A 12,995-nucleotide genomic window follows, 5' to 3' on the forward strand; every position below is an offset into this window, starting at 1 on the left:
GGGCGGATTCAATCGGTGGGTGCAACACCAACTAGTTTGGCCAGTTTCTCAGCAGGGGTCTCGTAATCCAAGCCCTTCCGGGGGCGGGTGTTGAGTTCGTACTCGGCCGCGGCGACTTCTGCGTCGGTGACACGGGTGAAGTCGGTGCCCTTGGGGAAGTACTGACGCTTGAGTCCGTTGCTGTTTTCGTTGGTGGGACGCTGCCACGGGGAGTGGGGATCACAGAAGTACACCTTGCAGGAGGTCTCGTCGGTGAATCGGTGATGGGCGGCCATCTCTACGCCCTGGTCCCAGGTCAACGAGCGCCACAGCGAAGCGGGTAACTCTCGGGCCATGATCGTGAGGATGTCGGTGACGGTGAAGGTGTCATGGACACAGACCCGCCGCATCATCGTGTACTTCGTGTGACGCTCATCGAGGGTGACCAGCGCGGAGCGTAGATCCGACCCGATGATCAGGTCACCTTCCCAGTGGCCTGGCACCCGCTTGTCGTCAGCCTCCTCGGGACGTTTCGCCAGGACCGCGTCCTCCCCGATCCAGCCCCGGGGTTTAGCAGGCAGCTTCGATCTCGGTCGACGTTTGCTGCGGCCCTGACGTAACGCCTTGTCAACCGTCAATTCGTGACGCAGTGACCCGGCGGTCTGGATGTAGAGCGCCTGGTAGATCGTCTCGTGACTCACCCACATGTCCTCCCGGTCAGGGAATTCGAGTTTCAACCGGCCCGAGATCTGCTCGGGAGAAATCACGCCGCTTCAACCGCTCGACCACCTCAGCACGCACCGCGCTACCAGGGGCCAGTTTCCCAGGCTTCGGCCGTTTCCGGGCCTGGTCGGCACGTGTCTGCGCGGGACGCCACCGGTACTTACCCTCAACGGATCCGCGTTGACGCTCCCGCCACACCGTCGAACGGGCCACCCCCAACTCGGCAGCGATCCACGTGTCACCACGTCCCTCGCTCAGCCGGATCGCGATCACCATCCGACCCGCCTGAGTCAGCCTGCCATTGCAATCGACCCAGTCCCCCTCGGGCACCCGACGCGGCTCCCGCGCCGCCCGCGGCCGCAGCTCGGGCACACCCCCGAGCCGCCCATGCTGCAACTTCACACCCTCGAGTTTGGCCCACCTCCACACCATCCCAGGCGAGATACCCAACCCCCGTGCGACTTCTCGCGCACTGAGCCCCTCAGCCAACCCGGCAAGGGCAACCCCACGCTTCTCCGCGACCGACACAACACATCCCCTTCAGCTCTGTTGCACTCACCCCCTGAACTCGCGGCGTGTCGCGGCCATGACCCCATCCAATTGCTCACGGGGGCCCCAAGCTCAGGCGGAGTCCGCGCCGAGGTTCCGCGAGGGGGTGTGCCGGGCACATCGGTCTTGGCACTCGGCTTGATTGAGTGCTAAAGCCGCGATAGTTTGGGGACTGGCACTCGACACCCTCGGGTGCTAACTGCCTAGGCGGCACCGCGACGACGCCCGGGTCCAACAGAAGAAGACATCTCAGCCGGTTTCGGCCGGAAGACACAAAGGAAGGTGTTTGACGTGGCAACCACGATCAAGCCTCTCGAGGACCGCATTCTGATCCAGCCCCTCGAGGCCACCCAGCAGACCCAGTCGGGCCTCTTCATCCCCGACACCGCCAAGGAAAAGCCCCAGGAGGGCAAGGTCATCGCCACCGGCCCCGGCCGCATCGACGACAAGGGCAACCGCATCCCCCTCGATGTCGCTGAGGGCGACGTCGTCATCTTCTCGAAGTACGGCGGCACCGAGGTCAAGTACGACGGCAACGAATACCTCCTGCTCAACGCGCGGGACATCCTCGCCGTCGTCTCCAAGTAAGGGCTGATTTCACCCATGGCAAAGATTCTCGCTTTCAACGAGGAAGCCCGCCGCGCTCTCGAGCGCGGTGTTGACGCACTCGCCGACACCGTCAAGGTGACGCTCGGCCCCAAGGGCCGCTACGTCGTCCTCGACCAGAAGTGGGGCGCCCCGACCATCACCAACGACGGCGTCACCGTCGCCAAGGAGGTCGAGCTCGACGATCCTTACGAGGATCTCGGCGCCCAGCTGGCCAAGGAGGTCGCCACCAAGACCAACGACGTCGCAGGTGACGGCACCACCACCGCCACCGTGCTCGCCCAGGCCATGGTCCACGCCGGCCTGCGCGCCGTGACCGCCGGCATCAACCCGGTCGGCCTCAAGCGCGGCATCGACAAGGCCGTTGAGGCCGTCGTCGAGCGCCTGCGTGAGAACGCCCGCGTGGTCGACACCACCGCCGACATGGCGTCGGTCGCCACCATCTCCTCGCGTGACGAGCAGATCGGCGAGCTCATCGCCGAGGCGTTCGACAAGGTCGGCAAGGACGGCGTCATCACCGTCGACGAGTCGCAGACCTTCGGCACCGAGCTGGAGTTCACCGAGGGCATGCAGTTCGACAAGGGCTACCTGTCGCCGTACATGGTCACTGACACGGACCGCATGGAAGCCGTGCTGGATGATCCGTACATCCTGATCAACAGCGGCAAGATCTCGTCGATGAACGAGCTGCTCCCGCTGCTGGAGAAGGTCATCGCCGCCAAGGGCACGCTGTTCATCGTGGCTGAGGACGTCGACGGCGAAGCGCTCTCGACCCTCGTGGTCAACAAGATCCGCGGCACCTTCACCTCCGTGGCCGTCAAGGCCCCGGCCTTCGGTGACCGCCGCAAGGCCATGCTCGAAGACATCGCCATCCTCACCGGTGGCCAGGTCGTCGCGCCCGAGGTCGGCCTCAAGCTCGACCAGGTTGGCCTCGAGGTGCTCGGCCGCGCCCGCCGCATCGTCGTCACCAAGGACGCCACCACCATCGTCGATGGCGCTGGCGAATCCTCCGAGGTCGACGGCCGCGTGGCCCAGCTGCGCGCCGAGATCGAGCGCACGGATTCCGACTGGGACCGCGAGAAGCTGCAGGAGCGGGTCGCCAAGCTCGCCGGTGGCGTGTGCGTGATCCAGGTCGGCGCCGCCACCGAGGTGGAGCTCAAGGAGAAGAAGCACCGCATCGAGGACGCCGTCTCGGCCACCCGTGCGGCCATCGAGGAGGGCATCGTCGCCGGTGGCGGCTCCGCCCTCATCCACGCCGGCGCGGTGCTCGCTGACGGCCTCGGCCTCGAAGGCGACGAGCTCGCCGGCGTGAACGTCGTGGCCAAGTCGCTCGCCGAGCCGCTGCGCTGGATCGCTGAGAACGGTGGCGAAGCAGGCTACGTCATCACCTCCAAGGTTGCCGAGATGGAGGTCGGTCACGGCTACAACGCCAAGATCGGCGAGTACCAGGATCTCGTTGCCAACGGCGTGATCGACCCGGTCAAGGTCACGCGCTCCGCGCTGGCCAACGCCGCGTCCATCGCGTCGCTGCTGCTCACCACGGAAACCCTCGTCGTCGACAAGCGCGAAGACGAAGACGCCTGATCTGACATCAGTCGCTGCAAGGCCCCGCCCGGTTCGCCCGGGCGGGGCCTTCTGCATTGCGCGGGCGTTGAGCTGGCCAGCTGCCGGCGCCGGCGATAGCCTGGTCCCCGACCTGGGAGGGCGGCGAAGTGGGCAAGCGGATCACTGTGGTTGGCGCGGTTTCGGTGCGGGACGGACGCATTCTGGCGGCCCGCCGGAGCGACTCCATGTCACTGCCCGGGCTCTGGGAGTTCCCCGGTGGGAAGATCGAGCCCGGCGAGACGCCGCAGGAGACGCTGCGCCGCGAGATCGACGAGGAGCTGGGCTGCACCGTCGAGGTGGGCGACTTCCTCACCCGCACCGAATACCACTACACGTTCGGGCTCGTGGACCTGAGCACCTACTGGTGCCGGATCGTCGACGGTGAACCTGCGCCGACTGAGCACTCCGAGCTGCGCTGGGTGGACGCCCATGAGCTGACGGAGCTGGAGTGGGCACCGGCTGACGTCCCGGCCGTCGAACTGATCTTCGCGGCCCGCGGGCAATGGAGCTGACAGCGGGCTTTGGCCGCGACCTGACGTTCGGTTTCGTCGACCGCACGCAGACATCACCCCGCCTCCACCAGCCCCGGCTGATCGTGAACGAAGGCCGAGACACCATGCTGCGGACGATCCGCCACGAGCTGCGCCGCGCCGAGAGCTTCGTGTTCTCCGTCGCTTTCGTCACGCCGGGCGCGATCGCCGCGCTGAGACAGGCGCTGCTCGACTTCCCGGGCGCGGGCACCATCGTCACCTCGACGTACCTGGGCTTCAACTCGCCGGCCGCCTTCGACGAACTGCTCAACCTGCCGCGCATCGAAGTGTTGCTGCTGGACGGCGCCTCGGAGGGATTCCACGCGAAGGGCTATGTGTTCCGTCAGGAGCACAGCTCGACGGCCATCGTGGGCAGCTCGAACCTCACCGAGTCAGCCCTGCTGCGCAACCACGAGTGGAACCTGCGCTTCTCAGCGTTGGCGGACGGTGACATCGTGCACCAGCTCGAAGCCGCCGTCGACAGGCAGCGTGCCCGGGCGGTGCCCCTCACCCGCGCCTGGGTGGAGGCCTACCGCAAGTCCTGGCGACCGCCGGCCGCTCCGAGCGCCCCGCACCAGAGCCCGGAGGCGGGGGCCGGCGCGGCCGGCATGGTCGTCGCCAACTCCATGCAGGTGGAGGCGTTGGCCGAGATCGACCTGGTGCGGGCCCGGGGGGAGAAGCGCGGCCTCGTCGTGTCCGCCACCGGCACCGGCAAGACCATCCTCGCGGCCCTCGACGTGCGAACGGCTCAACCGCAACGCATGCTGTTCGTGGTGCACCGGGAACAGATCCTGGACAAGGCCATCGCTGAGTTCCGCCGGGTCCTCGGGGCCCCCGCCAGAGACTTCGGCAAGTTGGCGGGTGGCCGCCGCGAGGTGGATCGCCGCTACGTGTTCGCCACCGTCCAGTCGCTGTCCAACGCCCTGGGCGACATCGCACCGGACGCCTTCGACTACGTCCTCATCGACGAGGTGCACCGGGCCGGAGCCGAGAGTTACCGCCGCATCATCGAGCATCTCAGCCCGGCCTTCCTCCTGGGCATGACCGCCACCCCGGAGCGCACCGACGGGTTCAACATCTTCGAGCTGTTCCACTACAACGTGGCCTACGAGATCCGGCTGCAGAAGGCGCTGGAGGCCGACATGCTGGCCCCCTTCCACTACTACGGGGTCACCGACTATGTCACCGGCGACGGTGAGGTCATCGACGACACGACGAGCCTCGCCCGCCTGGTGGACCGTGAACGCGTCGACCATGTGCTCGCCGCGGTGGAGCGCTACGGGCAGGCGGGGATCCCGGTACGCGGCCTCATCTTCTGCTCCCGCAACGAGGAGGCCAGACAGCTGTCCCAGGTCCTCAACGGGCGCACCCTGCGAGGCCGCAGACTGCGCACGATGTCCCTGTCCGGCACGGACTCGGTGCGGGCCAGAGAGGACGCGGTCGCACGGTTGGAACGGGGCGAACTCGACTACCTCCTCACCGTCGACATCTTCAACGAGGGCGTCGACATCCCTGCCATCAATCAGGTGGTGATGCTGCGCCAGACCCAGTCGGCCATCGTGTTCACCCAGCAACTTGGTCGTGGCCTGCGCAAGGCCGCCGGCAAGGACTACCTCGTCGTAATCGATCTCATCGGCAATTACGCCAACAACTACCTGGTACCGGTGGCGTTGTTCGGCGACTCCAGCCTGTCGAAGGATTCGGTGCGGCAGAATCTCATCGAGGCCGAGGAGGCCGGCTCGATCGCCGGGCTGTCCAGCGTCAACTTCGACGCCATCGCCCGCGACCATGTCTTCAAGGCCATCGCCCAGGTCAAGCTTGATTCGATGGTGGCGCTGAAGAAGGCCTACACAGAGATGCGCAACAGGGTCGGGGGAGAGCCGAAGCTCCTGGACTTCGCGCGGTTCGACACTGCGGATCCGGTGGTGCTGGGCACCAAGGAGAAGAACTACTGGCAGCTGTCGGCCAAGTTCGCCAACGTGCAAGGCCCCACGCCCCGCCAGACCAGACTGCTCAATCTGCTCACGGTGGAGCTGCTCAATGGGAAGCGGCCGCACGAACTCGTGGTGCTCCGGGCGCTGCTGGAGGAGGGCCGGCTCACCGGGGCCGACATCGTCGAGCGCTTGCGCGCACGAGACTGCACCAGCACGCCCGAGGTGGTGCGGAGCGCCGTCAGCCTGTTGACTCTCGGGTTCTTCCCGGCGAAGACGAAGCCCAGCTACCATCCGCTCGCGGTCGAGAGCGACGGCGGACTGGAACTGAGCCCCGAATTCCGCGACGAATGGGCCAACACCGATTTCCGGGCGCAGGCCACCGACGTCATCGACACCGGCCTCTTCCTCGCCCGTCACCGGCACGGCTGGGCGCAGACGCTGCGCCCTGGCGGGCGCTACTCGCGCAAGGACGCCTGCCGGCTGCTCAACTTCCGCGGCGACGAGACGGCCACGCTCTACGGCTACAAGGTGGACGAGTTCTCCCGCACCTGCCCCATCTTCGTGACCTACCACAAGGGCGCCGAGGTGGAGTCCTCAGTGGCCTACGGCGACGAGTTCCTCGACGAATCCACGATGCGGTGGTTCACCCGCAGCAGGCTGCATCTCGGCAGCCGGGAGGTGCGTCGCATCGTCGAGCACAGCGTGGACCTGCACCTGTTCGTCAAGCGTGACGACGCCGAGGGTCGCGACTTCGTGTATCTCGGCACCGTGAGCCCGCACAACGCGCGGCAGGAGACGATGCCCACGGACGACCGGTTGTCCGTCGTCACGATGCACCTGCGTCTCGACGAGCCGGTGGAACGCGGACTCTACGACTACCTCACGGCCGGCCCGGCCCCCGCCCAGGCGACAGTGGCAGATCTGGGTTGGCGGGAGGCAGCGCTTGACCTGCCGCTATTCGCTCATCCTGGAACCGCGCAAACGGACAAGGTAGTGCCATAATCGAGCGATGACCACCACGCGCGACGACAATCTCGGCCAGACGCAACGCTCCCTGGCCGAGCGTGCGCGCGACGTCATCCGCGACCGCATCACCACCGGCGCCTACCAGCCCGGGTACCGGATCAAGGAGCGCGACCTCTCCGAGGAGCTGGGCATTTCGCGCATCCCGGTGCGCGAGGCGCTGGCCGGGCTGTCGACGGAGGGCTTCATCACCCTGCAGCCCCGCCGCGGCGCGGTGGTCACCGAACTGGTCCCGGAGGACCTGCGGGAGATCTTCGAGCTGCGCGAGGCCCTCGAGGTGCAGGAGGTCGAGCTCGCACTCAAGCACGGCAGCGAAGCGGAACGCGCCCGGCTGCTGCGCGTCGTCGAGAAGGAACAGTCCGCCCTGAAATCTGGAAACCGCGACCTGGTGCGCCGGTACAACGCGGAGTTCCACGAGGTGCTGGTCCAGATGACGCACAACTCGCTCATGGCGTCGATGCTGGAACCGCTGCGCAACCGGTTGAACTGGTTGTTCAAGCAGAATGACGACCCGGCCGCCATCTGCGGCGAGCACTTCGAGATCGCCCAGGCCATCGTGTCGGGGGACAGGGCCAAGGCGCGGGCGCTCGCCGAAGTGCATGTGGGGACCTCACTGCGGCTCGCCCACACGCTCCTCTTCGGCGACACAGAAGCCTGACGCGGGTCAGGAGCGGAGGACGGTTCCGGCCTTGCCCTCGAGGGCAGCGCCGATCTTGTCCAGCGCGGTGATGACGCCCATGGGCCCACCCTGTTCGACGAAGCGGCGGATCGCCGCGACCTTCGGGCCCATGGAACCGGCGCCGAACTGCCCCTCGGCCTCGTGGCGGCGGATCTCCTCCAGGCTCACCTCACCGAGCGGGGCCGCGTTGTCCTTGCCCCAGTTGACCCATGCGTTGTCCACGTTGGTGGCCAGCACGAGGGCATCGGCGCCCAGCCGGCGGGCCAGCAGCACGCTGGCCAGGTCCTTGTCGATGACGGCCTCAACGCCGTGCAGCACGCCTTCGGCGTCGCGTGTGACGGGGATTCCGCCACCGCCGCCGGCCACGACGAGCAGGCCGGCCTTCAGCAGCGCGTCGATCGCCGGGGCGTCGAGGATCTCGATCGGTTCGGGGCTGGGCACGAGCCGGCGCCAGCGTCCGGGCTCGATCTCGCTGAGCATCTGGCCGAAGTGGCTCAGGCGCTCTGCCGTCGCTTCGTCCACGTAACGCCCGACGGGCTTGGTGGGCTTGTCGAACGCCGGGTCATCCGCAGCGACGAGCGCACGGGTGACGACGACGGCGGGCAACATGTCGATCTGACGGTGCGCCAGTGCACGGTCCAGGGCGTTGAGCAGGATGAAGCCGATCGAGCCCTGCGTATTGGCGACACACCAGTCCAGGGGGACCGGAGTCAGCACGTAGGCGGCCAGGTCGTTCTTGGCCAGGATGTTGCCCACCTGCGGGCCGTTTCCGTGGGAGATCAGCACCTGGTGGCCGTCGTGGGCCAGAGCTGCGATCTGTTCCGCCGCCGCCTCGACGGCAGCGATCTGGTGATCGGCCCGGACCGATTCTCCGGGGCCGGTCATTGCGTTGCCCCCCAGGGCTACCAAGATCCTCATGTATATGGTATACCATATGCCAGAGGGTTTAAGAAGGCAGAGACGCCCGGAGAACAGGCAGGAAAGATGACTCACACCGCATGGCCGGACATGGTGGCCGGTGCCGCCGCCGACGAGGTTCGCGCACAGCTCGCAGGCGGGGCTGACCCCAACGCGACGGCGACCGGAGCGCAGGCCCGTTCCTCCGCGGTGTTGATCGCGGCGAGCGCAGGCAACACCGAGGCGCTCGAGGTGCTGATCGAGGCCGGGGCCGATATCAACGCCCAGAACCGCATCTCCCTCAACCCGTTTCTGTGGGCCTGCATCAACAACGACCTGACCTTGGCGCGCCGGATGGTGGAGGCCGGCACCGACCTCGAGCTGGTCACCCGGTTCGGGGGAGTGGGCATCCACCCCTGCGCGGAGAAGGGGTTCGTGGAACTCACACGCTTCCTGGCCGAGGAGACCGACGTCAACGTCAACCACACCAACATCTGTGGCTGGACACCGCTCCTCGAGGCGATCATTCTCCGCGACGGGGGTCCCGCGCAGCAGGAGATCGTGAAGATCCTCCTCGACGCCGACGCGGACCCGAAGATGGTCGACCAGTGGGGCGTCACCCCGCTGCAGCACGCCGAGAAGATGGGCTTCACCGAGATCGCCGAGCTCCTCGTAGCAGCAGGCGCCTGACATGACCGTGATGAGGGCGCTCGTGGCTGACCGGGAGTTCACCTCCTGGGCCGCCAACCGCCCGCGTGCGCGAGTCCACTCGGTCTTCGCGCGCACCGTCAACATGATCGACGCCTCCGGCCTCTGGACCCTCGCAGCCGCGACGGTGCCGGTGGGGCCGCGCACCGCTGTACTGGACATGCCGTCGGCAGCAACACTCAAGCTCGCCGTCGGAGATGAGGTGGATCTCGCCTCCGTCGACCTCAGGAACGCCACCACCTGGAATCCCGCCCGCTGGCCGTTGCGGATCACGCGCAGCGCGGTCGAGGTGGTGCGGGCGCACCTGCCCGTCACCAACGCGACGGACCCGTTCGAGCGCGCGGCAGAGGGGCGGATCGCCACGCACGCGGTGCGACTCCAGACCGCGGTGAGCGGCGGCGACTTCACCACCACCAAGATCGCCGCAGGGGGCCTCATCGGCCTCGGCCCCGGTCTCACCCCGGCCGGTGACGACCTCCTCGCGGGCTTCATCATCGGCTGCCACGTCACGGGTCGCGACGCAGCCCTGCGATGGCTGCGCTCCGCCGTCGCGGAGCACGCCGCGGCCACCAACGACATCAGCCTCACGATGCTGACGGCGGCCCTCGACGGCCGCGCGACCAGCGTCCTCCACCACCTCGTCGATGCGCTCGGCGCAGGCGACACCGACCGCCTCGTCGCGGCCACCAACCAATGCCTCGCGGTCGGGCACACCTCAGGACTGCACATTGTGGGCGGACTCGTCGCCGCCCTGGAACTCACTGAAAGAGGTCATCGATGACGACAACAACGACGCTCATCAAGAAGAACACCTACATCGACTCGGTCTCACTCATGTCGGTCTCGACGAAGGCCAACGCGCTGCCGGGTGTGCAGCAGGCCTTCACCGCCATGGGCACCCCCATGAACAAGGAGGTGCTGGAGGGTCTCGGCCTGCTGAGCGGGGAGGTCGCCGAAGCCACTCCCGGTGACCTCATCCTCATCGCCATCACCGACGACGGCGTCGACACCGATGAGGTCATGGGCCAGGTCCAGGAACTCCTCGTCCGCAAACCCCGCGGCGACGAGGAATCCGAGATCACCTACCGCACCCTCAAGGGCGCCGCCGGTGGCCGCAAGGACGCTAATCTCGCAGTGATCTCCGTGAACGGCGCGTTCGCCGCGAACCAGGCGCACGCGGCGCTCGACGCCGGGCTCAGCGTGCTGATGTTCTCCGACAACGTCTCCATCGAGGACGAACTGTCCCTCAAGCGCAAGGCGCACGACAGGGGCCTGCTCATGATGGGACCGGACTGTGGCACCGCCATCCTCGGCGGCGTCGGTCTCTGCTTCGCCAACGAGGTACGTCGCGGGCACATCGGCATCGTCGGTGCCTCCGGCACCGGCAGCCAGGAGATGAGCGTGCGCCTGCACGCCTTCGGCGGCGGCATCAGCCACCTCATCGGCACCGGCGGCCGCGACCTCTCCGAGGAGATCGGCGGCATCATGATGCTCGACGGCATCGCCGCGCTGGACGCGGACCCGGGCACCGACGTGCTCGTCGTCGTGTCCAAGCCGCCGGCACACTCCGTGGCGAGCAAGGTCATCGACGCGCTCGCCGCCTCGAAGAAGCCCGCCGTCGTGTGCTTCCTCGGCGCCCCACAGGAACTCCTGGACGAGGCCGAGGACAAGGGCGTCAAGGCGTTCAACCGCACCAAGCCCGCCGTCATCGCCGCCCTCGAGGCCAGCGGCGTCGACACCAGCACCATGAACCTCCACCCCCTCAACTGGCCCCTCATCGAGGAGGTCCGCGGCAAGCTCGCTCCCGAGCAGCGCTACATCCGCGGCATCTTCGCCGGGGGCACGCTCTGCGACGAGGCCATGTTCCTCGCTCTGGAGGACTTCGACGACGTCTACTCCAACCTGCGCTCCGGTGAGTTCCACCTCGGGGCCGGCGACACGTCGAAGGGCCACACCTTCCTCGACTTCGGCTCGGACGAGTTCACCAACGGCAAGCCGCACCCCATGATCGATCCGTCCAACCGTATCCAGCGCTTCCTGGAGGAGGCCGCTGACCCGGAGACCGGCGTCATCGTGCTCGACTTCGTCCTGGGCTACGGCGCCAACCCCGACCCCGTCGGCGTGATGCTGCCCGCCATCAAGCAGGCCAAGCAGCAGGCTGCCGCTGAAGGGCGCCACCTCGAGGTCCTCGCCTTCGTGCTCGGCACCGAGGGCGACCCACAGGACTTCGACTCGCAGGTCAACCAGCTCACGGACGCGGGCGTCACGTGGGCATCGTCTTCCACCAACACCGGGCTCCTCGCCCGCGAATTCGTCAAGAAGGGCAACAACTGATGAGCATCGCAGACCTCCTGACCAACCCGCTGTCGGTCGTCAACGTCGGGGCCGAGATGTTCGCCGACGACATCGCCACCCAGGGCGCCCGCGTCACGCACCTCGACTGGACCCCGCCCGGTGGCGGCCGGCCCGACGTGATCGCCGCGCTGACCAAGCTGGCTGATCCCGCCAACGCCGAGCGCATCGAGGCCGCCAACGCCATCGCGCTGGAACGCATCGTCACCTCCCAGCCCATGCTGGTGGGCTTCGGTCAGGCCCTCGACGTGGTGCCCGGCATGACGAAGAAGACCATCCTGCACGCCGGCCCGCCCATCGAGTTCCAGCGCATGGCCGGCGCCATGAAGGGCGCCGTCACCGGCGCGCTGGTGTTCGAGGGCCTCGCCAAGGACCTCGACGAGGCCTATGAGTTGGCGCTCTCGGGAGAGATCGACTTCAGCCCCTGCCACGAGCACAACGCGGTGGGTTCCATGGCCGGCGTAACCTCCGCATCGATGTTCATGCACGTGGTGGAGAACCGCCCCTACGGCAACTACGCCTACACCAACCTGTCCGAGCAGCTCGCCAAGATCCTTCGGATGGGCGCCAACGACCAGAGCGTCATCGACCGCCTCAACTGGATGCGTGACGTGTTCGGCCCGATCCTCCGCGACGCCATGGTGTCGGCCAAGGAGATCGACCTGCGCATGATGCTGGCCCAGGCCATCCACATGGGCGACGAGGCCCACAACCGCAACAACGCCGGGACCGCGCTGCTCATCCAGGCCCTGACGCCGCACATCCTCGAGTCGGGCTTCTCGACGAAGGACAAGCAGGACGTCTTCAACTTCGTGCTCAGCTCCGACTACTTCTCGGGCCCCACCTGGATGGCCACCTCCAAGGCCGCCATGGACGCGGCGCACAACATTCCGGACTCCACCGTCGTGACCACGATGTGCCGCAACGGCGTGGAGTTCGGCATCCGGGTCTCCGGCATCGGCGGCAACACCTGGTTCACCGGGCCGGCCCAGCGTGTCGTCGGCCCGCTGTTCGCCGGTTACACGGTGGAGGACTCCGGCCTCGACATCGGCGACTCCGCGATCACCGAGACCTACGGCATCGGCGGCTTCGCCATGGCCGCAGCCCCGGCGATCGTCCCCCTGGTGGGCGGCACCGTCTCCGAGGCCATCGGCTACTCGAAGACCATGATGGACATCACCACCGGGACCAACCCGAACATCACGATCCCGCTGCTGGACTTCCGTGGGATCGCCAGCGCCATCGACGTGCGCAAGGTGGAGGACACGGGCATCCTGCCCGTCATCAACACCGCCATCGCGCACAAGGACGCCGGCATCGGCATGATCGGTGCAGGCATCACCTACCCGCCGCTCGAGGCGTTCCACACGGCAACTCTCGCACTGGCCGAGAAGTTCTGAACCTCACCAC

The 12,995-nt window shown here is 67.3% G+C and carries 11 protein-coding genes; 9 read left to right on the plus strand and 2 right to left on the minus strand.

Annotation, left to right across the window (positions count from 1 at the left end):
* Window positions 1-8: 8 nt before the first annotated feature.
* Window positions 9-686: an IS30 family transposase gene (locus J7D54_RS04070; protein WP_245244200.1), complete on the minus strand. Its 678-nt coding sequence runs from the start codon at window positions 684-686 to the stop codon at window positions 9-11.
* Window positions 687-1,542: 856 nt separating this feature from the next.
* On the opposite strand from J7D54_RS04070, the gene groES reads away from it, so the two are divergent.
* The 5 genes from groES to J7D54_RS04095 all read left to right on the plus strand — a co-directional run bounded on the left by groES (window position 1,543) and on the right by J7D54_RS04095 (window position 7,607).
* On the plus strand, window positions 1,543-1,839 hold the full coding sequence (groES, locus tag J7D54_RS04075) for a co-chaperone GroES (protein ID WP_076059623.1): 297 nt from the start codon (window positions 1,543-1,545) through the stop codon (window positions 1,837-1,839).
* A gap of 15 nt (window positions 1,840-1,854) precedes the next feature.
* A complete protein-coding gene (gene groL / locus J7D54_RS04080) occupies window positions 1,855-3,441 on the plus strand; it encodes a chaperonin GroEL (protein WP_076059621.1) in 1,587 nt (528 codons plus the stop codon).
* A 146-nt stretch (window positions 3,442-3,587) separates the two neighbouring features.
* Complete coding sequence (locus tag J7D54_RS04085; protein WP_209455203.1) at window positions 3,588-3,974, plus strand: (deoxy)nucleoside triphosphate pyrophosphohydrolase; 387 nt, start codon at window positions 3,588-3,590, stop codon at window positions 3,972-3,974.
* Window positions 3,965-6,928: a DUF3427 domain-containing protein gene (locus tag J7D54_RS04090; RefSeq protein WP_182764583.1), complete on the plus strand. Its 2,964-nt coding sequence runs from the start codon at window positions 3,965-3,967 to the stop codon at window positions 6,926-6,928. Before J7D54_RS04085 ends, J7D54_RS04090 begins: the two co-directional genes overlap by 10 nt.
* 7 nt (window positions 6,929-6,935) lie before the next feature.
* Entirely contained in the window at window positions 6,936-7,607 is a 672-nt protein-coding gene (locus tag J7D54_RS04095) for a GntR family transcriptional regulator (protein WP_182764582.1), read from the plus strand.
* 6 nt (window positions 7,608-7,613) lie between these two features.
* Here J7D54_RS04095 and J7D54_RS04100 read toward each other — a convergent pair whose 3' ends face one another.
* Entirely contained in the window at window positions 7,614-8,546 is a 933-nt protein-coding gene (locus tag J7D54_RS04100; protein ID WP_182764581.1) for a carbamate kinase, read from the minus strand.
* Window positions 8,547-8,612: 66 nt separating this feature from the next.
* On the opposite strand from J7D54_RS04100, the gene J7D54_RS04105 reads away from it, so the two are divergent.
* The 4 genes from J7D54_RS04105 to J7D54_RS04120 are packed head-to-tail and all read left to right on the plus strand — an operon-like array spanning window position 8,613 to window position 12,985.
* Window positions 8,613-9,215, plus strand: a complete 603-nt coding sequence (locus J7D54_RS04105) for an ankyrin repeat domain-containing protein (RefSeq protein ID WP_182764580.1) — start codon at window positions 8,613-8,615, stop codon at window positions 9,213-9,215.
* Window position 9,216: 1 nt separating this feature from the next.
* Entirely contained in the window at window positions 9,217-10,014 is a 798-nt protein-coding gene (locus J7D54_RS04110; RefSeq protein ID WP_182764579.1) for a DUF2877 domain-containing protein, read from the plus strand.
* Window positions 10,011-11,567, plus strand: coding sequence for an acyl-CoA synthetase FdrA (gene fdrA, locus J7D54_RS04115; RefSeq protein WP_182764578.1), 1,557 nt, complete (start codon window positions 10,011-10,013; stop codon window positions 11,565-11,567). The genes J7D54_RS04110 and fdrA overlap by 4 nt, the downstream gene beginning before the upstream one ends.
* Complete coding sequence (locus tag J7D54_RS04120; protein WP_182764577.1) at window positions 11,567-12,985, plus strand: DUF1116 domain-containing protein; 1,419 nt, start codon at window positions 11,567-11,569, stop codon at window positions 12,983-12,985. Before fdrA ends, J7D54_RS04120 begins: the two co-directional genes overlap by 1 nt.
* Window positions 12,986-12,995: the final 10 nt, after the last annotated feature.

It is taken from the genome of Tessaracoccus sp. MC1865, assembly GCF_017815535.1.
GTDB lineage: Bacteria > Actinomycetota > Actinomycetes > Propionibacteriales > Propionibacteriaceae > Arachnia.

Coding starts and splice junctions, on each gene's coding strand:
- J7D54_RS04100 (WP_182764581.1), bottom strand. CDS start 8,546: ATGAGGATCTTGGTAGCCCTGGGGGGCAACGCAATGACCGGCCCCGGA.
- J7D54_RS04120 (WP_182764577.1), top strand. CDS start 11,567: ATGAGCATCGCAGACCTCCTGACCAACCCGCTGTCGGTCGTCAACGTC.
- J7D54_RS04070 (WP_245244200.1), bottom strand. CDS start 686: ATGTGGGTGAGTCACGAGACGATCTACCAGGCGCTCTACATCCAGACC.
- fdrA (WP_182764578.1), top strand. CDS start 10,011: ATGACGACAACAACGACGCTCATCAAGAAGAACACCTACATCGACTCG.
- J7D54_RS04090 (WP_182764583.1), top strand. CDS start 3,965: ATGGAGCTGACAGCGGGCTTTGGCCGCGACCTGACGTTCGGTTTCGTC.
- J7D54_RS04095 (WP_182764582.1), top strand. CDS start 6,936: ATGACCACCACGCGCGACGACAATCTCGGCCAGACGCAACGCTCCCTG.
- J7D54_RS04105 (WP_182764580.1), top strand. CDS start 8,613: ATGACTCACACCGCATGGCCGGACATGGTGGCCGGTGCCGCCGCCGAC.
- groL (WP_076059621.1), top strand. CDS start 1,855: ATGGCAAAGATTCTCGCTTTCAACGAGGAAGCCCGCCGCGCTCTCGAG.
- J7D54_RS04110 (WP_182764579.1), top strand. CDS start 9,217: ATGACCGTGATGAGGGCGCTCGTGGCTGACCGGGAGTTCACCTCCTGG.